This is a genomic window from Bosea sp. 685 (assembly GCF_031884435.1).
GTDB lineage: Bacteria > Pseudomonadota > Alphaproteobacteria > Rhizobiales > Beijerinckiaceae > Allobosea.
The window spans coordinates 2,594,080-2,617,792 of the sequence record NZ_CP134779.1; the positions used below are offsets into that span (position 1 = coordinate 2,594,080).

Genomic DNA, 23,713 nt, shown 5'->3' on the forward strand with positions numbered 1-23,713 from the left:
AGGGCAGGGGTCGATGAATATGGCGACGCAGGCGATGCCGGCCGAGACGGCCGATGCGGGCGCGCGCACTCAGCCCACCGGAACCCGCCCCTTCGCCGGTTTCGAATGGCTGCTGGCCGGGCGCTATCTGCGCACGCGTCGACGCGAGGGCTTCGTTTCAGTCATTGCCGGCTTCTCTTTCCTCGGCATCCTGCTCGGCGTCGCCACGCTGATCATCGTGATGTCGGTGATGAACGGCTTCCGCAAGGAGCTGCTGGAGAAGATCGTCGGCGTGAACGGCCACATCTTCGCGACCCCGATCGACCGCCCGCTCGACGACTACATGGCGGTGGCGGAGCGGCTTCGGAAGGTGCCGGGCATCAAGCTCGCCATCCCGCTGGTCGAGGGGCAGGCGCTGGCGTCTTCGCAATACGCCAATGGCGGCGTGCTGGTGCGCGGCATCAGCGAGGCCGACCTCAAATCGATCCCCTTCGTCGGTGGCAACATCAGGCGCGGCACGCTCGATGGCTTCGACACGGCTGGCGGCGTCGCCATCGGCAAGCGCCTGGCGGATTCGCTGTCGCTGCAACCAGGCGATTCGATCACCATCGTGACGCCGCGCGGGGCCTCCACGCCCTTTGGCACCGCGCCGCGCATCAAGGCCTATCCGGTGCAGGCGGTGTTCGAAATCGGGATGACCGAGTTCGACAGTTCCTTCGTCTTCATGCCGCTGACGGAGGCGCAGGCTTATTTCAACCGCGACGGCGACGTGAACGTTATCGAGATCTTCGTCGACAATCCCGACAAGACCCAGGCCGTGCGCGACGCCATCGAGGCCGATGCGCCGCGACCGCTGGTGCTGTCCGACTGGCGCCAGCGCAACCGGACCTTCTTCAGCGCGCTCGAAGTCGAGCGCAACGTCATGTTCATCATCCTGGCCCTGATCGTGCTCGTTGCGGCGCTCAACATCGTCTCGGGCTTGATCATGCTGGTGAAGGACAAGACATCCGACATCGCGATCATGCGGACGATGGGGGCGACGCGCGGCACGGTCCTGCGCGTCTTCCTGATCACGGGCGCGGCGATCGGCGTCTTCGGGACGTTGGCCGGTCTCGGGCTCGGGATCGTCTTCGCCAGGAATATCAAGTCGATCACTGCGGCGCTGAACTGGCTCACCGGCGCCAATCTCTGGGATCCGACCGTGCGTTTCCTCAGCGACATTCCCTCCGTCATCGACTGGAGCGAGGTCACGAGCGTGGTGGTAATGGCGCTTGTCCTGTCGCTGCTGGCGACGCTCTATCCGGCTTGGAAGGCGGCGCGTCTCGACCCCGTCCAAGCGCTCAGGATGGGTTGAAGGCGGGAACTGGTCGCATCATGCAACGCGAAACACCTGCGCTCTTCCTCTCCCAGGTCGAGCGCTTCTATCCCCAGACCGACGCTCCGCTCGAAATCCTGCGTAAGGCGGATTTCGCGCTGTGGCCGGGCGAGCTCGTCGCGCTCGTCGCGCCGAGCGGCACGGGCAAGTCGACCTTGCTCCATGTCGCGGGCCTGCTCGAAAAGCCGGATGCCGGCGAGGTCTTCGTTGGCGGCATGGCGACCGCCAAGCTCGACGACAAGGGCCGCACCCGGCTGCGGCGCACCGAGATCGGCTTCGTCTACCAGTTCCATCATCTGCTGCCGGAATTCAGCGCGCTGGAGAATGTCGTCCTGCCGCAGCGCATCCGCGGACTGCCGAAGCAATTGGCGGAGGAGCGGGCCGCCGAACTCCTGACCTTCCTCGGCCTGGGCGCGCGCCTCGACCATCTGCCTGGCGAACTCTCCGGCGGCGAACAGCAGCGCGTCGCGATCGGGCGCGCCATGGCCAATACGCCGCGCCTGCTGCTGGCCGACGAGCCGACCGGCAATCTCGACCCGCATACCTCGCTGCATGTCTTCAGCACGCTCGTGGCCCTGGCGCGCGCCTCGGGGCTGGCGGCGCTGATCGCGACCCATAATCTCGATCTCGCCCGGCGCATGGACCGGCAGGTCACGATCCGCGACGGGCTGGTCGTGCCGCTGTAGTGAATAGGGCGTTTACGCGTGGCGACCGCGGATGTCTTGTTCAGAGCCATCGTTTGGATCGCAGTCGTTTGGGCTACGCTATACACTCTGCTTCTGGCATTTCGACGATGCGCCCAGGAGATCGGCGCCTCGACATGGTCAGTCATCGAAGCTCATTACCAATCCACCTACGGGCGATTGGCTGACCGCGACAGTGCTAAGAATGGCATTCGGGCAAAGATGCGCGAGACGACTTGGCCGCCGATTTTATGGGGCCTGAATGTCGCACTCGGTCTGCTTGTTTTTGCGATACCGTGGTTTGTCCTTCCGTGACTTCGACCCATAATCTCGACCTGGCCCGGCGCATGGATCGCCAGGTCACCATCCGCGACGGGCTGGTCGTGCCGCTCTGACGGCAAGTCAGTCGGGCGCGATCGAGAGCGCAACGCGGCTTGCGATCACCTGGTGATGTTCGACGTGACTGGGACGATCCAAAAGGAATCGCTCATCCTCGGGATAGTAGCGGGCGAGATCAGGCTCCTTTCCGGCGAAGTTCCGGATGGCGTCCATGGATTCCCACCAGCTGAGCGTCATAATCTCGCTCGTTCCGTCGCCCAGCGGGCGTATCAGAATTTGAAATCCTAGATTTCCGGATGTTCCTGCGTAGTCGCTTGCCCCGGTGCGGGCGACATAGGCGCCGTACTCGTCTTGCTCCTCCGTTCGGATGCGGCCTGTCCATTTGCGAAGAATGACCTTGCTTGCCTTCATGGGACACTCCTGAGGCGGCCAAAGCGCATGATCTCCCGCGTCATAGCTGAATAGCTGACGGAGCCATGTGAAGCCTCACGTGACTATAGCAGCCGGATCGATCGGCGGCGCACGTCCCGGAAGGGGGCGTCGCACCTCTCTGACGACCCGTCGGCGCTCGTTTAATGTTTTGTTAACTGCCATTCATATGTGCAGAACGGAACTGACCTATAGGCATTGACGAGAACAAATCATGAATTAAATTGGACATAGAAAGAACATAGGAGATGGACATGATCGCTGCGCGCAAACTGGTCGTTGGCTTGGCCGAAATCCTGTCGCTTGGCCTGTTCCTCGGCATGATCTGGATCTGGGCGGCGTTGATGGCGGGGCCGCGCGTCTGACCTATCCACAGCGCGGCATGTCTATCCACAGCGTGGCATGCCGCCGCCTCGACGCCTGCCACGCAACCGCTTCATATGACCCTGGCGCGACGCTGCGAGTCGCGCACAGGCAGGCGGCAGGCGAGGGTGGAATGAGTCGAGAATCCGGCGAGGCGCGTATTCTGTCGGAGGTCGGCTTCGTCCATCTTCATGTCCATTCGAGCTATTCGCTGCTCGAAGGCGCGATGACCGTCTCGACCATCGCCAAGATGGCTGCCGGGGACGGGCAGCCTGCCCTGGCGCTGACCGACACCAACAACCTGTTCGGCGCGCTCGAATTCTCGGAGAAGCTGGCGGGCTCCGGCTTGCAGCCGATCGTGGGCGTGCAGCTCTCGGTTGAGTTCGCGGATGAAGCCGAGGGCGGCCGCAAGCCCGTGCAGCAGGACATACCGCACATTGTCCTGCTCGCCATGACGGAAGGCGGCTACGGCAACCTGATGAAGCTCGTCTCCGAGGCCTGCCTGGCGGCCGGCGGCTCGGGGCAGCCGATCTCGTCGCTGGAGCGCCTGGCGGCGCATCATGACGGGCTGATCGCCCTGACGGGCGGTTATGGCGGTCCGCTCGACATGGCGCTGCGGGCCGGGCAGGCGCCGCAGGCGAAAACGCGGCTCGACCAACTCGCCGCCATTTTCGGCGACCGGCTCTATGTCGAGATCCAGCGCCATGAGCGCGAGGGGCAGGGCGCGGTCGAGGCGCATCTGCTGCGGCTCGCCTATGATGCCGACCTGCCGATCGTCGCCACCAACGAGCCTTTCTTCGCAAAGCCTGGCGATTACGACGCCCATGACGCGCTGCTGGCGGTCGCCGCCGGGCGCCTGGTTTCCGATGGCGAGCGGCGCCGCGTCACGCCGCTGCATCAGTTCGCCAGTCGCGCCGAGATGAAGCGGCGCTTCGCCGACCTGCCGGAGGCCTTGAGCGCGACGGTGGAGATCGCGATGCGCTGCTCCTGGCGCGTCGGCCTGCGCAAGCCAATCCTGCCACGCTTCGGCGCGGAAGGGAGCGACGAGGCGGAGGAGCTGGAAGCACAGGCGCGCGCCGGCCTTGCCGCGCGGCTCGCCAAGCACGGCCCGGCTTCCGGCTATAGCGTCGAGGACTATGAGAAGCGGCTCGATTTCGAGCTCTCCATCATCACCCGAATGAAGTTCCCGGGCTACTTTCTGATCGTTGCCGACTTCATCAAATGGGCCAAGGACCAGGGCATTCCGGTCGGGCCCGGCCGTGGTTCGGGCGCAGGCTCGCTCGTCGCCTATGCGCTGACCATCACCGACGTCGATCCGCTGCGCTTCGGCCTGCTGTTCGAGCGATTTCTCAATCCAGACCGCGTCTCGATGCCGGACTTCGACATCGACTTCTGCCAGAACCGCCGAGAAGAGGTGATCGACTACGTCAAACGCCATTATGGCGAGGAACGCGTCGCCCAGATCATCACTTTCGGTACGCTGCTGGCGCGCGGCGTGCTGCGCGACGTCGGCCGCGTTCTGGAAATGCCCTATGGCCAGGTCGACAAGCTGACCAAGCTCGTGCCGCAGAATCCGGCGAAGCCGATTTCGCTGGTCGATGCGATTGCCGGCGAGCCCAAGCTGCAGGAGGCGGCTGCAGAGGAGCCGATCGTCGCGCGCCTGCTCGAGATCGGCCAGAAGCTCGAAGGCCTGCACCGCCATGCCTCGACCCATGCGGCCGGCGTCGTCATCGGCGACCGCCCGCTCGAACAGCTCGTCGCGCTCTCGGTCGATCCGCGCACCGGCATGCGCGTCACCCAGTTCAACATGAAATGGGTCGAGCAGGCCGGGCTGGTGAAGTTCGACTTCCTCGGCCTCAAGACGCTGACCACCCTGGAGACGGCGGTGAAGCTCATCGCCCAGCGCGGCATCGCGGTCGACCTCGCGAGCCTGCCTTTCGACGACCCCAAGAGCTACGAGATGCTGGCGCGCGGCGAGGTGGTCGGCGTGTTCCAGGTGGAAAGCGCCGGCATGCGTCGTGCGCTCGTCGACATGAAAGCCGACCGGATCGAGGATCTGATCGCGCTGGTGGCGCTCTACCGGCCGGGCCCGATGGATAACATCCCGAGCTATTGCCGCCGCAAGCTCGGTCAGGAAAGCCCGACCTATCTGCACCCCAAGATGGAGCCGATCCTCGCCGAAACGCACGGCATCATCGTCTACCAGGAGCAGGTGATGCAGGTGGCCCAGGCGCTCTCGGGCTATTCGCTCGGTGAGGCAGATCTGCTGCGCCGCGCCATGGGCAAGAAGATCAAGGCCGAGATGGACGCCCAGCGTGACCGTTTCGTGCGCGGCGCCGTCGAGGGCGGCATGACCAAGGATATTGCTTCCGAGATCTTCGATCTTCTGGCGAAATTCGCCGATTACGGCTTCAACAAGAGCCATGCTGCCGCTTATGCCGTGGTGGCCTTCCAGACCGCCTACCTCAAGGCGAATTATCCGGTCGAATTCCTTGCGGCCTCGATGACGCTCGATATGGGCAACACCGACAAGCTCAACGAATTCCGCCGCGACGCCGAGCGCCTCGAGATCAAGGTTCTGCCGCCCGCGATCAACCGTTCCGGCGTCGAGTTCGATGTCGCCGATGGCTCGATCCACTATGCGCTCGGCGCGATCAAGGGCGTCGGGCGGCTTGCGGTCGAATCCGTCGTCGTCGCGCGCCGCGCCGGCGGCGATTTCAAGGATCTCGCTGACTTCGCCCGGCGGATCGATACCAAACTGGTCAACCGCCGCACCATCGAGGCGTTGATTGCGGCCGGCGCGCTGGATGCGCTGGAGCCGGAACGCGCCCGGGCCATGGCGGCGATCGACGGCATGCTGGCACTTTCCAACCGCACGCGCGACGAGGCGGCGGCGGGACAATCCGATTTCTTCGGCGGCGGCACGGTCCAGGAGGCTTTCCGCATTCCGCCCGTCGAGCCCTGGTCACCGGCCGAACGGCTCAGGCGCGAGCATGACGCGGTCGGCTTCTTCCTCTCCGGCCATCCGCTCGACGATTACGAGCATGTGCTCAAGCGCCTGCGCGTGCAGCGCTATGCCGATTTCGCCCAGACCGTGCGCGCCAACGGCACTTCGGTGGCCAAGGTCGCCGTTTCCGTGATCGACAAATCGGAGCGGCGGACGAAATCCGGCTCGAAGATGGGCATCGTCAACCTCTCCGATCCGAGCGGCCAGTTCGAGGCGATTCTGTTCTCGGAGGGGCTGCAGCGCTACCGGGACCTGCTGGAGCCGGGCAGGGCGCTGGTCCTGCGCCTTTCGGCCGTGCTCGACGGCGAAGAGGTTCGACCCCGCATTGAGGATGTCGAGGTGCTGGACGATCTCGCCGCGCGTCAGAAGCAGGATCTGCTGGTCTATCTGCGCGACGACAAGGCGCTGGCCTCGATCGCCGAGCGCGTCCGTCCGCGCAGCGACGGCATCAGGGCCGAGGGCAAGATCGCGCTGGTGATGATCCTGAACGACGGCGCGCAGGAGGTCGAGATCGAATTGCCGGGGCGCTATCCGGTCAACCAGCAGATCGCCAATGCGGTGCGCGCCGCGCCCGGCGTGGTCAGCGTCGAGTTGCGCTGAAGAGGCGCGAAAGCCGCTTGAGGTCACGCGGGTTTTCGCCTGCTCGGCCGGCCGGCGTGATACCGGTCTTGTGCTGAGCTGAGAGCAATGCTTTCAAATGCAGCGGGAAAGCGTTTTCATCCGGGTGCGACGCCGTTTCTCACCAGAGGATTGGAACGGACCCGAGTGCCGGGGGGCCTGTCGTGAATCAGTATATCGCGCGCATTCCGATGAGCCTTGCGGTGCCCGAAGCGATGCATTGGGCCATCAAGGACGTGCTGGAGGGCGAGTACGAGGCGGGCTATGACGGCGTCGGCCTCGATATCCTCGATATCGGTGCGAATGTCGGTTCTTTTGCGCTCTGGGCGACGGCGCGCTGGCCGGGCAGCCTGGTGACCTCCTACGAACCGCATCCCGGTACCTTCGCGTTTCTGAAACGCAATACGCATCAGCGCCGCGACATCGTCATCGTCAACGCGGCTCTGTTTCCGGGCGGACAGAAGACCGCAAGCTTCCTGAGCCGCTTCGCCGGGGACGGCGAATCCGGGTTGGCATCCTATGCCGGCGATACCTTCGTGGCGGGCGCCATGGTCGAGCGCTACGAGGTCGCCGTCGTGGATCCCGCCAGCCTGCCATCACCGGACATCGTGAAAATCGATATCGAGGGCGGCGAGGGCGATGTGCTGGATCATATCGACCTGTCAAAGACTTCGCTGGTGTTGCTGGAGTACCAGAATCGCAAGAACCGGATCCAGCTGGAGGCCCGCCTGAAAGCGGATTTCGACCTGATCGACACCCATGAGCACTCCTGGGATCCCCTGCTCGAACAGCGCTGCTACCGGCCCGATCTGGCGGGCGACGTCTATGGGCGCATGTTTGCTGCCCGTAAGGGCGTGACACGCATGAGGCGTACGACTGAGGGATGAATGACGGCGCGCCGCGCCGCTGCAAGCGCTCCGGCCTGACATGCGGGATTGGACAAGGATGGGGAACGTTTCCATGCTGAATTCTATCGCCGTGGATCGTCGCAGCCTGATCGCCGGCGCGACGGTGCTGGGCGTCGCTATTGCGGCCGGGCCGCTGCAAGCACAGGAGAAGCCGATGATCGACGCCCGCACCGCGCTCATCGTGGTCGATGTGCAGAATGATTTCTGCCCGGGCGGCAATCTCGCCGTGACCAAGGGCGATGAGGTCGTTGCGGTGATCAATGCGCTGGGCAAGCGTTTCGAGACCATCGTCCTGACGCAGGATTGGCATCCCGCCGGTCACTCCTCCTTCGCCTCGAGCCATCCCGGCAAGAAGCCGTTCGAACTGATCCAGATGCCTTATGGCCCGCAGGTGCTGTGGCCGGACCATTGCATTCAGGGCAGCAAGGGTGCCGAATTCAGGCTCGATCTCGATCTGCCTCGCGCCCAGGCCATCGTCCGGAAAGGCTACCGGCCGGAGATCGACAGCTATTCGGGCTTCGTCGAGGCCGACCGCAAGACGCCGACGGGCCTGGGCGGGTACCTTAGGGAGCGCGGCGTCACGCGCGCCGTCGTCGTCGGCCTCGCCACTGATTTCTGCGTAAGCTGGACGGCTCAGGACGCAGCCAGAGCGGGGCTGGAGACGCAGGTCGTCGAAGAGGCCTGCCGCGCGATCGATCTCAACGGCTCGCTCGCCAAGGCCTGGGCGGATATGGCAGCGTTGGGGATCAAGCGGATCAAGGCGGCGGATTTACCGGGCTGAAAGCTTCAGATGTCGCGCTCGCAGCGCCTGCTCGATCTGGTTCAGGTGCTGCGCCGGCATCGCAGGCCGGTCAGCGGCCGTAGGCTCGCCGAGGAAACCGGCATCAGCATCCGCACGCTCTATCGCGATATCGCGACCTTGCAGGGGCAGGGCGCGCCGATCGAGGGAGAGCCCGGCCTCGGCTATGTGCTGCATCCGGGCTTCATGCTGCCGCCGCTGATGTTCACGGAAGACGAGATCGAGGCGCTGGTATTGGGTTCGCGCTGGGTCGCGGACCGGGCCGATGAGCGCCTGGGCGCGGCGGCGCGCGACGCCATGGCCAAGATCGCGGCGGTTCTGCCGGCCGACCTGCGTGAGCGCGCCGAGGCCTCGGCGCTGCTCGTCGGGCCCGGCGCGGCGATCAGCGAAGGCCGCATCGATCTCGGCCTCATACGCAAGGCCATTCGCTCCGAGCGCAAGCTCGCCATCCTCTATCGCAATGGCAAGGAGGCGCGCTCGGAGCGCGTGATCTGGCCTTTCGCGCTGAGCTTCTTCGAACATGTCCGGATCGTTGTTGCCTGGTGCGAATTGCGGCAGGGGTTCCGGCATTTCCGCGCCGACCGCATTGCCGAATTGACCGCGCTGGAGATGCGCTATCCACGCCGCAGGCTGGCGCTCCTCAAGGAATGGCGCGAGAGCGAGGGCATCCCACCGCCGGAATAACGGACACTGCCGGAAACTGGCAGCATCGGCATTTAATGTGACGAGGCCTTCCAAGAACAGGAGCCTTCGATGCTGGATGCCAATTTCATCATTCTCTATGTCGATAGTCCGACCGCGAGCGCGCGCTTCTACGCCGACCTGCTCGGCCGCGAGCCGCTCGATTCGTCTGCAACCTTTGCGATGTTCGCCTTGCCGTCCGGCATCATGCTGGGACTGTGGTCGCGCCACACTGTCGAACCTGCAGCAGGGGCGGCTGGCGGCGGCGCGGAAATCGCCATGACGGTCACCGATGCCGCTGCTGTGGATGCCGCCCACACCGACTGGGCGGCGCGGGGGCTTGCCATCCTGCAGGCGCCAACGGATCTCGATTTCGGCCGCACCTTCGTGGCGCTCGATCCTGATGGCCACCGCCTGCGGGTCTTTGCGCCCGGACAGGCGTGAGGAGGTCTCGATGAACGGGCACTGGATTGCGGTCGCTGCCGCCGAGCATGTCAGGCGTGGTCTGTCCGGCGGGTTCATGCAGGTTTGCCACGGCAAGGGCGCACCGTTGCGGCGCATCAAGCCGGGTGACCACGTCGTCTATTATTCGCCGACCGCCAGATTCGGCGGCTTGGACCGGCTGCAGGCGTTTACGGCGATTGGGGCGGTGCGGGAGGGGGAGCCATACCGAGCCGATATGGGCAATGGCTTCCAACCTTTCCGACGCGATGTCGATTGGCTGGAGGCGCAGGAGGCGCCGATCAGGCCGCTGCTCGACCGATTGCATCTGACCGTGGGCCGCCGGAATTGGGGCTATCAGCTCCGTTTCGGGCTTCTGGGTGTCGAGGCGCATGATTTCGAGATCATCGCCTCCGCGATGTCGGCTCATGCGGTAAACGCAGATTCGCTGTAGTGCCGTTTGCTCGCAGAGCTCTCAGTATTGCTGGCTAAGCATCGTCCTGTTGCATCACGGGGCGCGCGAGGCTAATCAGGCGACGGGTGGGGGAGGTAAAGTATGAAGATCATGCTTAGAATTATAACCAAGGATGGCCGAGATGACCTCTCCTAAGAATTTTATTTATATCGTCGCCGCGAGTGCTTTCCTGGCCTCAGGCGCATCGGCGCTGGCCCAGACCCCGACCCAGGCCGACCAGCTCAAGCTCGCCTATCAGGCCGGGCGAAACCAGCTCGGCATTCTGAGCTATTGCAACGACAAGGGCTTCGTTGGCAGCGACGTCATCGACATCCAGAAGAAGTTGCTCGGCATGGTGCCGGTTCCCGCCGACAAGAGCGGCGGCGATGCGGCTGAAGCCCAGGGCCGCACCGGCACCATCGCGGCGATGGGCATCCAACAGAATATCGAGGCGATCGCCAAGGCGCAGAACGCCACGGCTGAAACCTACTGCAAGCAGATCGGCGCAGTGATCACGCAGATGGGCGCGGCCCTGCCGAAATAAGGCTTGATCGCCTTCGCTAGAACGCGACGACCCCGGCCCCACGCAACGAGCTTGCGTCGCGGGCCGGGACATTCATGCGGTTTGTGATCCCGCCAGCCGGCGGGCACCTTGCATTCCCGCGCCATCCCCTGTATGGCGCAGCCCATCCCACATGGGGAGCATCGCTTCATACTCGAGGCGTTCCGGTGACTTGGCAGCTTATGCCTCGTTCATTCGCACCCCAGAGGCTCAACCGGAAGGACGTTTGATACCATGGCTCTGCCAGATTTCTCTATGCGCCAGTTGCTCGAGGCCGGCGCGCATTTCGGCCACCAGTCGCATCGCTGGAACCCGAAAATGTCGCCCTACATCTTCGGCACGCGCAACAACATTCACATCCTCGACCTCTCGCAGTCGGTGCCGATGCTGTCGCGCGCCCTGCAGGCGGTCTCGGACACCGTCGCCCGCGGCGGCCGCGTTCTCTTCGTCGGCACCAAGCGCCAGGCGCAGGATTCGATCGCCGACGCCGCCAAGCGTTCGGCTCAGTACTATGTCAATTCGCGTTGGCTCGGCGGCATGCTGACCAACTGGAAGACCATCTCGGCTTCGATCCAGCGCCTGCGCAAGGTCGATGAGCTCCTCAATGGCGGTGGCACTGGCCTGACCAAGAAGGAGCGCCTGATGCTGGCGCGCGAGCGCGACAAGCTCGAGCGCGCGCTCGGCGGCATCAAGGACATGGGCGGCACGCCCGACATGATCTTCGTGATCGACACCAACAAGGAAGCGCTTGCGATCAAGGAGGCCCAGCGCCTCGGCATTCCGGTCGCCGCCATCATCGACTCGAACAGCGATCCGGACGGCATCACCTTCCCGGTTCCGGCCAATGACGATGCCGGCCGCGCCATCGCGCTCTATTGCGATCTGGTTGCGCGCTCGGCCATCGACGGCATCTCGCGCGCTTCGGGTGACCATGGCATCGATCTCGGCGCTGCCGAGGCTCCGGTCGTCGAGGAGGTCGTCGCCGAGCCCGCCAACGACGCCGGCCCGACCTTCGAGCTGCTGACCGCGCCGCGCGGCGCGCCGGACGACCTTATGAAGCTTTCCGGCATGGGCCCCGAGCTCGTCCAGAAGCTCAATGATGGCGGCCTGTTCCATTTCTGGCAGTTCGCAGCGATGTCGCCTGCCGATGTGACCAAGGTCGATCACGACCTGAAGCTCGCCGGTCGCATCGAGCGTGACGGCTGGGTCGCCCAGGCGCGCGATCTCGCCGACGCGTGATCTAAATTCCGCGACGCGTCATCGGCGCGTCGCGAAAGCGCATTCTTCAATGATGTGAGATGAGCGCCGGCGGCCGGAAACGGAGCGTCGGCGTTCTTCCTTCAAGTGATGTTTCGAGACGAATTGCGTGGCTGCCCCCGGTGAGGGCGCAGGCCGCATGACAATAAGGACAAGGCAAATGGCAGCGATCACCGCCGGCATGGTGAAGGAACTCCGCGACAAGACCGGCGCGGGCATGATGGACTGTAAGACCGCGCTCAGCGCCGTCGACGGCAACATCGAGGCCGCGATCGACTGGCTGCGCACCAAGGGCCTCGCCAAGGCCGCGAAGAAGGCTGGCCGCGTCGCTGCCGAAGGTCTCGTCGCTGTTGCGATCGTCGGCCATAACGGCGTTGTCATCGAGCTGAATTCGGAGACGGATTTCGTCGCGCGCAACCTCGAATTCCAGGCGCTCGCTCATGGCATCGCCAATGTCGCGCTTGAGCGCGGCGGCGACGTCGATGCGGTGCTCGCGCATCACTACCCCGGCGGCGGTACGGTTGCCGAGGCGATCGCCAACGCCATCGCCACCATCGGCGAGAACATGACGCTGCGCCGCGTCGCGCCGCTGAAGGTCTCGGCCGGCCTGATCGGCTCTTACGTCCATGGCGCGGTCGCCGACGGCCTCGGCAAGATCGGTGTCATCGTCGCGCTGGAATCGACCGGCAATGCCGACGAGCTCGCCGTGCTCGGCCGTCAGCTCGCCATGCATGTCGCGGCGACCAACCCGGTTGCGCTCGATCTCGCTTCGGTCGATCCCGAGGTGCTGGCTCGCGAGAAGGCGATCCTGGCCGAGAAGAATGCCGGCAAGCCTGCCCATGTGCTCGAGAAGATCACCGAGAGCGGCCTGAAGAGCTACGCCAAGGAATATTGCCTGCTCGAGCAGGCCTATATCCATGACGGCTCGAAGTCGGTCGGCCAGGTGCTCAAGGAGATCGAAGGCAAGGTCGGCGCTCCGGTGAAGCTCACCGGCTTCGCGCGCTTTGCGCTCGGCGAAGGCATCGAGAAGGAAGAGCAGGATTTCGCGGCGGAAGTCGCAGCCGCCGGCGGCACGACGGGCTGAAATGCCGGTTGACGATTGAGAAAAAGGCCGCGCCCAGCGCGGCCTTTTTTGTAAGAAGATGGCTGCGGATACGAATCGAGTTCGCGTTAGCGCATCGGCCCGAAAAGTGGGAACCGGTTTTCGGGACAAGCCGATGCAAGATTAAAGCCCTACAGCATCAGACCGAATACGATATTCGGTCTGATGCTGTAGCTAGGGAGACGAATCCGTGAGACCTAAACGCGTCCTTGTGAAGCTCTCCGGCGAAGCCCTTGCGGGACAAGCGGGATCTGGCCTCGACGGTCACACGCTGACGGCGCTGGCGGCTGATATTGCACATGCCGCACGCGAAGGCGTCGAGATCGCCATCGTGGTCGGCGGCGGCAATTTCTTTCGTGGCCTGCAGGGCCTGAACAAGGGTCTCGATCGGCCGAGCGCCGATTCCATCGGCATGCTCGGTACGGTGATGAACGCGCTTGCCCTCGAACACGCGATCGAGACCGCTGGCGCCCCGGCGCGCGCGATGTCGGCCGTGCCGATGCCCTCGCTCTGCGAAAGCTATGCGCGCCGCCGTGCCCTCGACCATCTCAGCAACGGCAAGGTGGTGATTCTGGGCGGCGGTACCGGAAACCCCTATTTCACCACCGATACGGGCGCCGCGCTGCGCGCCGCCGAGCTCGATTGCAGCCACCTGCTCAAGGCGACGCAGGTCGATGGTGTCTACACTGCCGATCCCAAGATCGATCCGAAGGCGACGCGCTATGACACGCTGACCCATGCCGAGGCGATCAAGCGCGACCTCAAGGTGATGGACACCGCAGCCTTCGCCCTGGCGCGCGATGCCGGCCTCACCATCGTCGTGTTCTCGATCGCCGAGACCGGCGCGCTTGCGGCCGTGCTGCGCGGCGAGGGCAGGGCGACATACGTCACTCCCTGAGGCTGGGCCGAGCCAGCCGGGCTGTCCGCTCAGGCGTGTGGGGTCAGAGTATTTCCACGTTTCTCCGAATCGCGGAAATGCTCTACCTCCTTGTTTTATCGCATTGTCTTCACGCGAACCGGTGTCCGCTTCGCTCGAAAATGCTCTAGTAGCTGGCCCAGACACCCGGGCTCATCAGTTCGAGCAAGTGGCCATCCGGATCGCGGAGATAGAGGCTTTCTCCGCCGCGTTCCCAGCTCATGCGGCCCTCGATGGCGACGCCATGCTGGTTCAATCTGGTCTCCCAGGCGGGTAATTCTTCGGCGTCGACGGCGAAGCAGATATGCAGCGGTCCCGATCCGTCATGCGGGGGAATGATTCCGTTGGGTGATGTCTGACTGCTAAGTGATTCTCCACGCTGGAACAGCAGCAACACGCTCGACCCGCCTATGTCGTAAGCGTACAATGTCTTGGTGCGTAGCATCGCCTCAACTTCAAAAACGTTCTCGTAAAACGCTGCGGCGCGTTCGAGATCGTCGACGTAAAGTGCGGTCTCGATAATGCGATTCAGGCGTGGCATGGCCGACTCCGGTGTCTGGACTTGGTTCGGGGGGCTCGCCATGGCGGAACCGAATGAACGGGCGGTCAACCCCGCTGCGTCCAGCTGTTCCGTTCTGGAACCGCGGCGGCGCATGAAATCCTTGACCCTGCGCGGACCCGCCGCCATGGTCGCGCCCGGTTTCGTATAAGCTCTCAAGGTCTTGAAGATAATGGCCCAGACGACATTCGATCTCGCGGACGTGAAGCGCCGCATGCAGAGTTCGCTCCAGTCCTTCAAGGGCGATCTCGCCTCGCTGCGCAGCGGTCGCGCTTCCGCCAACATGCTCGACCCGATCCAGGTCGAGGCCTATGGCGCCCGCACGCCGCTCAGCCAGCTCGCGACCGTCAGCGTACCGGAAGCCCGCTTGCTCAGCGTCCAGGTCTGGGATCGCAGCATGACCGCGGCCGTTGAAAAGGCGATTCGCGAATCCGATCTCGGCCTCAACCCGCAGACGGAAGGCCAGGTGCTGCGCATCCGTATTCCGGAGCTGAACGAGCAGCGCCGCAAGGAGATGGTCAAGGTCGCCCATAAATACGCCGAGGATGCCAAGATCGCAGTGCGCCATGTCCGCCGCGACGGCATCGACCTGATCAAGAAGCTGGAAAAGGACGGCCACCTCACCAAGGATGACGTGGTGCGGCAGTCCGATCAGGTCCAGAAGGCCACCGACCAGCATATCGCCGAGATCGACCAGGCGCTGGCGGCGAAGGAAAAAGAGATTCTGCACGTCTGAGGCACGGGTTTCCGAGACGAGGACTGAGATCAAGCCTGCGCGGGAATACCCGCGCGACGCTCATCACGGCGCTAGGCCGAACGAGGCATTGGAATGTCAGCAGGCCAGCGTCAGGGGCAGCAGCCCGCAGGCCCCAGCCATGTCGCCATCATCATGGATGGCAATGGGCGTTGGGCGCAGATGCGCGGCCTGCCGCGTCAGGAGGGTCATCGGCGTGGGCTCGAAGCCCTGCGCCGCACGGTCAAGAACGCGGGCGAACTCGGCATCGCGGTGCTGACGCTCTACAGCTTCTCGACCGAGAACTGGCGCCGGCCCCAGGCCGAGGTCTCCTTCCTGATGGGGCTGCTGAAGCGTTTCGTCGAAAAAGATCTCGCCGAGCTCGACGCCTCCGGGGTGAAAGTCCGCATCATCGGCGGCCGCGAGGATCTCGCTCCTGATTTGCGCCGTCTGGTCGAGCATGCCGAGGCCATGACCTGCAACAATACCGGCATGACGCTCGCCATCGCCTTCAACTATGGCTCGCGCGACGAGATTGTCCGCACGGCCCGCGCGCTGGCTGCCGAGGTCGCTGCCGGCCGCATTGCGGCGAGCGCGATCGACGAGGCCCTGTTCTCAAGCCGCCTGGACACGAGCGATCTGCCCGATCCGGAACTGGTGATCCGCACCTCCGGCGAGACGCGGATCTCGAATTTCCTGCTCTGGCAGGCAGCCTATGCCGAATTTGTCTTCTCGCCGGTCCTCTGGCCGGACTTCGATCGCGCCGCTCTGGAAGACGCGCTCGCCGAGTATCGTCGTCGCGAGCGCCGCTTCGGCGGGGTGTCAGAGCCCGCAGACCGCAATGTGGGGGCAGCGTGAATGAGCCCCGCTCCGACGCCGCGCCGGTCGCCTCCAGCGAACTGAAGCTGCGGGTTGCGTCGGCTCTTGTCCTGGCGGCGGGCATTCTTGCTGCGACGTTTTGGGGAGGCTGGCCGTTCCAACTGGTCTGGACGCTCGTGGCGGGCCTTGTCGCTTATGAGTGGCTCTCGATCGTCAGCCGCCAGAACGCGGTTGCGGCAGGTATCGGGGTCGTGCTTGCGGGGCTGCTGCTCGGGTTTTCGCCGGCAAGCCCACCGGCGCTGGCGGGTGTCGCGGCTGCGCTGGCCCTGTGTGGAGCGGTGCTGACGCCCTTGACCCAGAATCGCCTGGCGCTCGAAATCTGCGGTGTCGCCTATGCGCTGGCCTTCGCGCTCGTCACGCCGGCCTTGCGCGCGGTTCCCGATCTTGGCCTGGCTCTGATCATCTGGAGCTTCGCGGCGGTCTGGTTCACCGACATCGCGGCTTATTTCACGGGCCGCACGCTGGGCGGCCCCAAATTGATGCCGCGTTTCAGCCCGAAGAAGACCTGGTCCGGCGCGATCGGCGGCACGATGGCGGGCACGCTCGGAGGCTATGCGGTCTGGGCGCTGACGCCTCAGGCGGCGACGGTCGTCGGGCCAGGCCTCGCGATTGCCGCGTCGTTCGCGGCCTCCGTCCTCAGCCAGGCTGGCGATCTCTTCGAATCCGCTATCAAGCGGCGCTTCGGAGCGAAGGATTCGAGCCGATTGATCCCCGGCCATGGCGGTTTCCTGGATCGCCTGGATGGCTATTGGGCCGTGCTGGTCTTCGCTGGGCTGCTGCTCTTCCTGACGCGTCTTTGACGTTGAGAATCGGACGTTGAGAACCTGATGCTTCGCACCGTCACCCTGCTCGGCGCCACGGGCTCGATCGGCCGCTCGACCCGCGAGGTCGTCGCCGAGAATCCCGATCGTCTCGCGATCTCGGCTGTTGTCGGCGGCAGGGATGCGGCGGCGCTCGCCAAGGTCGCCATCGAGACCGGGGCGCGTTTCGCGGCACTGGCCGACGAGGGCGGTGCGGCGGCGCTGGCGGCGGCTCTGTCGGGCAGCGGCATCGCTCATGGCGCGGGGCGCTCGGCCGTGTTCGATGCCGTGGCGATGCCGAGTGATATCGTCGTCAGCGCGATTTCCGGAGCGGCAGGGCTGGAGGCGACCTTTGCGGCACTGACGCCAGGCAGGGTTGTGGCGCTCGCCAACAAGGAAAGCCTCGTTTGCGCCGGCGCCGCCGTCATGGCGCGCGCGCAAGCGGTTGGCGTGCGGATACTACCGCTCGATTCCGAACATAACGCTTTGTTCCAAGTCCTTGGCACTGAGCCGATCTCGGCCATCCGCACCATGACGCTGACGGCTTCGGGCGGACCCTTCCGCACCTGGAGCGTCGAGCAAATCGCCGCGGCGCGGCCGGAGCAGGCGCTGGCTCATCCCAACTACGCGATGGGCGCCAAGATCACGATCGATTCCGCCAGCATGATGAACAAGGGGCTGGAGCTGATCGAGGCCTGCTTCCTGTTCGGATTGCGCCATGACCAGCTCGACGTGCTGGTGCATCCACAGCAGATCGTCCACGGGCTCGTGACCTTCCGCGACGGTTCGGTCAGCGCCGGCATGGCCGTGCCCGATATGCGGGTCGCCGCTGCCCATTGCTTGGGTGTGGACGGCAGGCTCGATGCGCCGCCGACGCGCTTCCTGGACCTTGCACTGACAGCGCCACTCGCCTTCGAGCGCCCCGATCTCGTGCGCTTCCCGGCGCTCGGCCTTGCCATGGCGGCGTTGGCACAAGGCGGCGCCATGCCGGGGATCCTCAACGCGGCCAATGAGATAGCCGTCGCGGCTTATCTCGCCGGTGCGATCAATTTTCCTGGAATCGCTGCATTGGTGGAGGCCGTCTGCAGCCAATCGGCGCCGCAGATGGCGGCTCCGGCAGACGTTGCCGCTGCCCTGGCTATTGACCAAGATGCGAGAAAGCGCGCGCGGGCGCTCTTGTAGTAGACCCCTTTCGCTGTCACCTAAGGGCGACAGATCGGGAGTTGTTGATGGAATTCGTAGCGACAATCTGGAATGCGGGTAGCTCCCTGCTGGGCTATGTCGTGCCGTTTCTGTTCGTCCTCGCCATTGTCGTCTTCATCCATGAACTTGGGCATTTTCTCGTCGGCCGCTGGTGCGGCGTCGATGTGAAGGTGTTCTCGATCGGCTTCGGCCGCGAGATCTACGGCTTCAACGACAAGCACGGCACGCGCTGGCGCATCGCCCTGATCCCGCTCGGCGGCTATGTGAAGTTCTCCGGCGACGCCGACGCGTCGAGTGCGCCCGACAATGCCGAAGTCGCGCAGATGACGCCGCAGGAGCGGGCGCGTTCCTTCCCAGCGCAGTCGATCGGCGAACGAGCCGCCATCGTCGCCGCCGGGCCGATCGCCAATTTCCTGCTCGCGATCTTCATCTTCGCTGCCACCGTGTTCCTGTTCGGCAAGCAGGTCTTGATCCCAAGGGTCGATCAGGTCGTCGCCGGGGGCGCTGCCGAACGAGCAGGCTTGCAGGCGGGCGATCTCGTCGTCGCGATCGACGGCCAGCCGATCGGCAGCTTCAGTGATATGCAGCGCGTCATCTCGGCGCGGCCCAATGAGGTGGTCTCGGTCACCATCGAACGCGCCGGCGCCACACTCACGATTCCGGTGACGCCTGCCTTGACCGAGACGAAGTCGCCGCTTGGCAAGCAACGGCTGGGATTCATCGGAGTCCAGGCGTCGAGCAAGGCAGAGGATTGGAAAGTCCAGCAATTCGGGCCGTTGGAAGCGCTGCGCAACGGCGTCTCCGAGACCTGGTTCGTGGTCAAGCAGACCTATGATTACATCGGCAAACTGGTCAGCGGGCGCGAATCGACGGACCAGCTGTCGGGGCCGATCCGGATCGCCCAGGTTTCCGGCCTGGTGGCGTCGAATGGCGGGTTTCTGGCCCTGATCAACCTGGCGGCGATCCTGTCCGTCTCGATTGGCCTGATGAACCTGCTCCCGGTCCCGATACTCGACGGCGGGCATCTCATGTTTTACGCGATAGAAACACTTCGCGGCCGGCCGCTCAGTGAACGTGCTCAGGAAATCGGCTTCCGCGTCGGGGCCTGTCTCGTCCTGATGCTGATGCTGTTTGTAACCTGGAATGACATCCTTCACGTCCGTTCGCAGCTTTGACCGGATTTTCACGTCCTGGCCGCGCCGCTTTGCGGCGGAATCGCGGCAGGACGCGTGGCCTCCTGGCAACGAGGCGCTTAAAAATATTTTGTTAACGACAATGGCGGTTTGCGTCCTGCAGGAAACTTTGTAGAAGCGTTTGGACTGCAATGTCGCCACGCCGCTGCCCCTAGGCGGTGGTCCCCGGTTGGGGTGGCGACCCGAGAAAATGGAATAGGCGACCCGATGACGTCGACCCAAAAGAGCCTGTCTTTCAAGCTGCGGCTCTCTCGATCAGTCGGACTTTCGGCCTTCATGTTGGCCGTAAGCGGTGGCGTGGTGTTTGCGCAGGCCGTGATTGTCCAGGGCAACAGAAGCGTCGATGCGGAGACGATCCGCTCCTACGCGGCCGGGCAGGGCTCGACTGCCCCGCAGGATATCCGCCAGAATCTGATGGCTACCGGACTGTTCTCCAGCGTGCAGGTCAGCCGCCGTGGATCGCAGACCGTGATCGCGGTCAGGGAAAACGACACGGTCAATCGTGTCGCCTTCGAGGGTAATCGCCGCCTGAAGAGCGATGTCCTGCTCCAGCAGGTCCAGTCGAAAGCGCAGGGCCCGATGAGCCAGACGCTGATCGATGCCGACGTTCAGCGTCTGAAGGACGCCTATCGCCGCGCCGGCTACGGTCTGGCCTCTGTGAGCGGCCGTATCGCTCCGCTGCCGAACGGGCGCTCGGATGTGGTCTTCACCATCGTCGAGAGCGGCAAGACCGGCATCAAATCGATCAATTTCAGCGGCAATGGCGTTTACTCGTCGGGTCGTCTGCGCGGTCTGATGACCTCGACCGAGTCGAATTTCCTCAGCTTCATCAAGACCTCGGACGTCTATGACGCAGACCGGATCTCCTCCGATCTCGAGCTTGTCCGCCGTTTCTATCTGAAGAACGGCTATGCCGACTTCCAGATCGTCTCGAACAATGCCCGCTTCGACGAGGCGCAGGGCGGCTGGGTCGTCGACATCGCGGTCGATGAAGGTCAGCAATACCGCGTCGGCAATGTGGCGGTCGATTCCAAGCTGCCCGACATCGATCCCAATGCGCTGCAGCGCGTCATCGCGACGTCGGCCGGCGATACCTACAACGCCGAGGCGGTCGAGAAGTCGCTGGTGGCTCTGACGACGGAAGTTTCGCGTCGTGGCTATGCCTTCGCACAGGTTCGTCCGCGCGGCGACCGCGATTCCGCCGGGCGCCAGATCGGTATCACCTATGTCATCGACGAAGGCCCGCGGGTCTATGTCGAGCGCATCAATGTGCGCGGCAACACCCGTACCCGCGACTATGTCGTGCGCCGCGAGCTCGATCTCGGCGAGGGCGACGCCTACAACAAGGTCCTGGTCGACCGCGCAGAGCGCCGCCTGAACAATCTCGGCTTCTTCAGCAAGGTGCGTGTCACCAACGAGCCCGGCTCGACACCTGACCGGGTCATCGTCAATATCGATGTCGAGGACAAGGCGACCGGTTCGTTCTCTGTCGCCGGCGGTTACTCGACCTCGGACGGCGTCATCGGCGAAGTTTCGCTGTCGGAGTCGAACTTCCTCGGTCGCGGCCAGTTCGTCCGTATCGCCGGCACGCTCGGCCAGCGCACCCAGGGCGTCGATTTCTCCTTCACGGAGCCGTACTTCCTCGGCCGCCGGATCGGGGCGGGTTTCGATCTGTTCTCGAAGTTCAACGACAACTACAACACGGGCCGTTTCGAAAGCCGTGTGAATGGCGGACAGGTGCGCCTGACCTTCCCGATCACGGAAGAGTTTTCGATCACGCCGCGCTATTCGCTCTATACGACCGAGATCACGGTTCCGAACACGGTATCGCGTCCCTATAACGACTGCGCCGCGCCGCTGGTCGGCGTTACGCCGGGAACGGATGGGGCGATCGGGGCGGACAGGACCTATAACTGTGTCACCAATGGCGAGGCGACGATCGCGGTCAAGGAAGCCGTCGGCACCACGCTGACCTCGCTGGTCGGTCTGAACTTCAACTACAACTCGCTCGACAACTACCAGAACCCGCGCAACGGCTTCCTGGCCGAGATCAAGCCGGAATTCGCTGGCGTCGGCGGTGATTCGAAGTTCCTGCGCGTCGCGGCGGATGCCCGCTATTACCGCGAGATCTTCGACGACGTCGTCGGCTTCGCTCGTGTGCAGGGTGGCCACGTCCAGGCGACCAGCGGCGATCTGCGCATGATCGACCACTACTTCCTCGGACCGAGCCTGGTGCGCGGCTTTGCGCCCTCGGGTATCGGCCCGCGCGATATCGGCACGACGCTCAACCCGACCGACCCGACGACCAACGCGCTCGGCGGCACCACCTATTTCGGCGGCACGCTCGAAGTGCAGTTCCCGATCTTCGGTTTGCCGCGTGATCTCGGCTTGCGCGGAGCGGTCTTCGCCGACGCCGGCACGCTGTTCAATTACGAGGGCGGCAACAAGGTGGCCCTGACGGGCTGCCCGTCCGGAACCGAGGCACGTCAGTTCAACGTAGCCTCGAACTCGACGTATCAGAGCAACCTCGCTTGCGTCCGCGACAAGAATATCATCCGGTCTTCGGTCGGCGTCAGCCTGCTCTGGCAGTCGCCGCTCGGCCCGATCCGCTTCGACTACGCTTACGCCCTGTCGAAGGATGACGGCTATCGCGACCCGGCCTCTGGCGTGAAGCTCGGCGGCGACCGGCTGCAGGCCTTCCGCTTCTCCGGCGGCACGCGCTTCTGACGCGGCGGGGCAGGCTGCCCCGTCCCGGATTTTCTTGATGTCAGACCCTCAGTTCTTTCCTTTGGCGACCTCGCTCAGCTTCGGCGAGGTCGCGGCCATTTCCGGCGCCGCTTTGCCGGAAGGCGCCGATGCGGCTCGCATGATCACGGGCGCAGCAGCGCTCGAGGCCGCTGGCCCATCTGATCTCGCTTATATGGACAACCCGAAATACACCGATGCCCTAGCGGCGACGGGGGCAGGGCTGTGCCTGGTGTCGTCGCGCTTCGCCATGCGGGTGCCGGCTGGAACCACTGCGCTGGTTTCCAACACTCCCTATCATGCCTTTGCCCGGGTGCTCGCCCGCTTCTTCCCGACGGCGTTGAAGCCAGGCTCGATGTTCGGCTCGCAAGGCGTGGCGCCTGGCGCCTTCGTCCACGCGACAGCCGTTCTGGAAGCCGGTGTCACGGTCGATCCCGGCGCGGTCATCGGTCCCGGCGCCGAGATCGGGGCAGGCACCGTGGTCGGCTCCCATGCCGTTGTCGGACCGCAGGTCCGCATCGGGCGCGACTGTGCGATCGGTTCAGGCAGCACGCTGCAATCGACCCTCATCGGCAACCGCGTCATCATTCACCCAGGCGTGCGTATAGGCCAGGACGGTTTCGGCTTCGCGATGAGCCCGAAAGGGCACATGAAGGTGCCGCAGATCGGGCGCGTCATCATCCAGGACGATGTCGAGATCGGCGCCAACACCTGCATCGACCGCGGCGCGAGCCGCGATACGGTGATCGGCGAGGGCACCAAGATCGATAATTTGGTCCAGATCGGCCATAACGTCGTCATCGGGCGCCACTGCGTCATCGTCTCCCAGGTCGGGATCGCCGGCTCGTCGACGCTGGAGGATTTCGTCGTCCTCGGCGGCCAGGTCGGCCTCGCCGGCCATCTGACGATCGGCATGGGCGCGCAGGTCGCAGCCCAAAGCGGTGTCGCGGGCGATGTGCCGCGCGGTGCGCGCTATGGCGGCTATCCGGCCCAGCCGGCGCTGAGCTGGGCGCGCGAGAGCGCCTTGCTGAAGTCGCTGGTCGCCAAGCGTGGCAAGACCTCGGATCGCTCAGACGTTTGACAAGATCCGTTGCTGTCGGCCATGGCATGACAGACAGGGATCGCATCACCTAGATTGCTCCGGCTCTAGAACGAATGGAAAATGCGGTGCCCAGCGCGTGGCCCGGATGGATAATGGGGACACCATGAACGACGCGACAAAAACCCTGGGTGTGGCGGACATCCAGAGGATCATGGCCTGCATTCCCCATCGCTATCCATTCCTGCTGGTCGACCGCGTCGTCGAGATCGACGGCGAGGATTCCGGCATCGGCATCAAGAACGTGACGATGAACGAGCCTCAGTTCACCGGGCATTTCCCCGGTCGCCCGGTTTTCCCCGGTGTGCTGATGATCGAGGCGATGGCGCAGACCGCCGGCGTCCTTGTCGTCAATGCCAGGGGCAGCGACGATCCGGCCGTCAGCACCGTGCTTTTCACCACGATCGACAAGGCGAAGTTCCGCAAGCCGGTCATTCCGGGCGATACGCTGCGCTTCCACCTGACGAAGGTGACTCGCAAGCGCAACCTCTACTTCTATCGCGGCGAGGCCCGGGTCGATGGCGTCCTGGTCGCCGAGGCCGATCTTTCGGCCATGGTCGTTTGACGATCAGCAAGGTCAGGACAGCGA

22 protein-coding genes are annotated in these 23,713 nt (G+C 64.4%); 20 read left to right on the forward strand and 2 right to left on the reverse strand.

From position 1 onward, the window contains the following. Positions 1-19: 19 nt before the first annotated feature. Both RMR04_RS13730 and RMR04_RS13735 read left to right on the forward strand, forming a co-directional pair. Positions 20-1,333 (forward strand): lipoprotein-releasing ABC transporter permease subunit, encoded by a 1,314-nt coding sequence (locus tag RMR04_RS13730; protein ID WP_311915829.1) that lies wholly within the window; start codon positions 20-22, stop codon positions 1,331-1,333. A gap of 20 nt (positions 1,334-1,353) precedes the next feature. Then, positions 1,354-2,040: an ABC transporter ATP-binding protein gene (locus tag RMR04_RS13735; protein ID WP_069691677.1), complete on the forward strand. Its 687-nt coding sequence runs from the start codon at positions 1,354-1,356 to the stop codon at positions 2,038-2,040. Between the two features lie 399 nt (positions 2,041-2,439). Here RMR04_RS13735 and RMR04_RS13740 read toward each other — a convergent pair whose 3' ends face one another. Further along, positions 2,440-2,787, reverse strand: coding sequence for a hypothetical protein (locus tag RMR04_RS13740; RefSeq protein WP_311915151.1), 348 nt, complete (start codon positions 2,785-2,787; stop codon positions 2,440-2,442). A 514-nt stretch (positions 2,788-3,301) separates the two neighbouring features. On the opposite strand from RMR04_RS13740, the gene dnaE reads away from it, so the two are divergent. The 10 genes from dnaE (at position 3,302) to pyrH (ending at position 13,895) form a co-directional block, all read left to right on the forward strand. After that, positions 3,302-6,775 carry a DNA polymerase III subunit alpha gene (gene dnaE, locus RMR04_RS13745; RefSeq protein WP_311915152.1) on the forward strand — a complete coding sequence of 1,158 codons (3,474 nt, stop codon included), beginning with the start codon at positions 3,302-3,304 and terminating at the stop codon, positions 6,773-6,775. 182 nt (positions 6,776-6,957) lie between these two features. Continuing rightward, positions 6,958-7,680, forward strand: coding sequence for an FkbM family methyltransferase (locus RMR04_RS13750; protein WP_311915153.1), 723 nt, complete (start codon positions 6,958-6,960; stop codon positions 7,678-7,680). A 73-nt stretch (positions 7,681-7,753) separates the two neighbouring features. Further along, positions 7,754-8,482: a bifunctional nicotinamidase/pyrazinamidase gene (gene pncA, locus RMR04_RS13755; RefSeq protein WP_311915154.1), complete on the forward strand. Its 729-nt coding sequence runs from the start codon at positions 7,754-7,756 to the stop codon at positions 8,480-8,482. 9 nt (positions 8,483-8,491) lie between these two features. Further along, a complete protein-coding gene (locus RMR04_RS13760; protein ID WP_311915155.1) occupies positions 8,492-9,184 on the forward strand; it encodes a helix-turn-helix transcriptional regulator in 693 nt (230 codons plus the stop codon). Positions 9,185-9,253: 69 nt separating this feature from the next. Beyond that, a complete protein-coding gene (locus RMR04_RS13765; RefSeq protein WP_311915156.1) occupies positions 9,254-9,625 on the forward strand; it encodes a VOC family protein in 372 nt (123 codons plus the stop codon). 10 nt (positions 9,626-9,635) lie between these two features. Further along, complete coding sequence (locus RMR04_RS13770) at positions 9,636-10,076, forward strand: EVE domain-containing protein (RefSeq protein WP_311915157.1); 441 nt, start codon at positions 9,636-9,638, stop codon at positions 10,074-10,076. A gap of 142 nt (positions 10,077-10,218) precedes the next feature. Next, complete coding sequence (locus RMR04_RS13775; protein ID WP_311915158.1) at positions 10,219-10,620, forward strand: pore-forming ESAT-6 family protein; 402 nt, start codon at positions 10,219-10,221, stop codon at positions 10,618-10,620. A 252-nt stretch (positions 10,621-10,872) separates the two neighbouring features. Continuing rightward, entirely contained in the window at positions 10,873-11,877 is a 1,005-nt protein-coding gene (locus RMR04_RS13780; RefSeq protein WP_311915159.1) for a 30S ribosomal protein S2, read from the forward strand. Between the two features lie 178 nt (positions 11,878-12,055). Continuing rightward, complete coding sequence (gene tsf / locus RMR04_RS13785; RefSeq protein ID WP_311915160.1) at positions 12,056-12,979, forward strand: translation elongation factor Ts; 924 nt, start codon at positions 12,056-12,058, stop codon at positions 12,977-12,979. A gap of 208 nt (positions 12,980-13,187) precedes the next feature. Further along, the gene (gene pyrH, locus RMR04_RS13790) at positions 13,188-13,895 is read left to right on the forward strand and encodes a UMP kinase (RefSeq protein WP_069691669.1); all 708 of its coding nucleotides are present in this window, start codon (positions 13,188-13,190) and stop codon (positions 13,893-13,895) included. Between the two features lie 145 nt (positions 13,896-14,040). Here the strand turns inward: pyrH and RMR04_RS13795 are convergent, their stop codons facing one another. Continuing rightward, complete coding sequence (locus RMR04_RS13795) at positions 14,041-14,688, reverse strand: VOC family protein (protein WP_311915161.1); 648 nt, start codon at positions 14,686-14,688, stop codon at positions 14,041-14,043. Between RMR04_RS13795 and frr the strand changes: the two genes are divergently transcribed. From frr to fabZ, 8 genes are all read left to right on the forward strand, one after another. Continuing rightward, positions 14,645-15,208, forward strand: coding sequence for a ribosome recycling factor (gene frr / locus RMR04_RS13800; RefSeq protein ID WP_103716896.1), 564 nt, complete (start codon positions 14,645-14,647; stop codon positions 15,206-15,208). The two genes, RMR04_RS13795 and frr, sit on opposite strands and share 44 nt — an antisense overlap. A gap of 93 nt (positions 15,209-15,301) precedes the next feature. Then, positions 15,302-16,063, forward strand: a complete 762-nt coding sequence (locus RMR04_RS13805) for an isoprenyl transferase (RefSeq protein ID WP_311915162.1) — start codon at positions 15,302-15,304, stop codon at positions 16,061-16,063. Next, positions 16,060-16,884, forward strand: coding sequence for a phosphatidate cytidylyltransferase (locus RMR04_RS13810; RefSeq protein WP_311915163.1), 825 nt, complete (start codon positions 16,060-16,062; stop codon positions 16,882-16,884). The genes RMR04_RS13805 and RMR04_RS13810 overlap by 4 nt, the downstream gene beginning before the upstream one ends. A gap of 27 nt (positions 16,885-16,911) precedes the next feature. Next, positions 16,912-18,066, forward strand: coding sequence for a 1-deoxy-D-xylulose-5-phosphate reductoisomerase (gene dxr, locus RMR04_RS13815; protein WP_311915164.1), 1,155 nt, complete (start codon positions 16,912-16,914; stop codon positions 18,064-18,066). Between the two features lie 47 nt (positions 18,067-18,113). Continuing rightward, positions 18,114-19,262 (forward strand): RIP metalloprotease RseP, encoded by a 1,149-nt coding sequence (rseP, locus tag RMR04_RS13820; RefSeq protein WP_311915165.1) that lies wholly within the window; start codon positions 18,114-18,116, stop codon positions 19,260-19,262. A gap of 225 nt (positions 19,263-19,487) precedes the next feature. Next, positions 19,488-22,007 (forward strand): outer membrane protein assembly factor BamA, encoded by a 2,520-nt coding sequence (gene bamA / locus RMR04_RS13825; protein ID WP_410492244.1) that lies wholly within the window; start codon positions 19,488-19,490, stop codon positions 22,005-22,007. Between the two features lie 37 nt (positions 22,008-22,044). Then, positions 22,045-23,106: a UDP-3-O-(3-hydroxymyristoyl)glucosamine N-acyltransferase gene (lpxD, locus tag RMR04_RS13830; protein WP_311915166.1), complete on the forward strand. Its 1,062-nt coding sequence runs from the start codon at positions 22,045-22,047 to the stop codon at positions 23,104-23,106. A gap of 124 nt (positions 23,107-23,230) precedes the next feature. After that, positions 23,231-23,689 (forward strand): 3-hydroxyacyl-ACP dehydratase FabZ, encoded by a 459-nt coding sequence (fabZ, locus tag RMR04_RS13835; RefSeq protein WP_069693828.1) that lies wholly within the window; start codon positions 23,231-23,233, stop codon positions 23,687-23,689. Positions 23,690-23,713 lie beyond the last annotated feature (24 nt).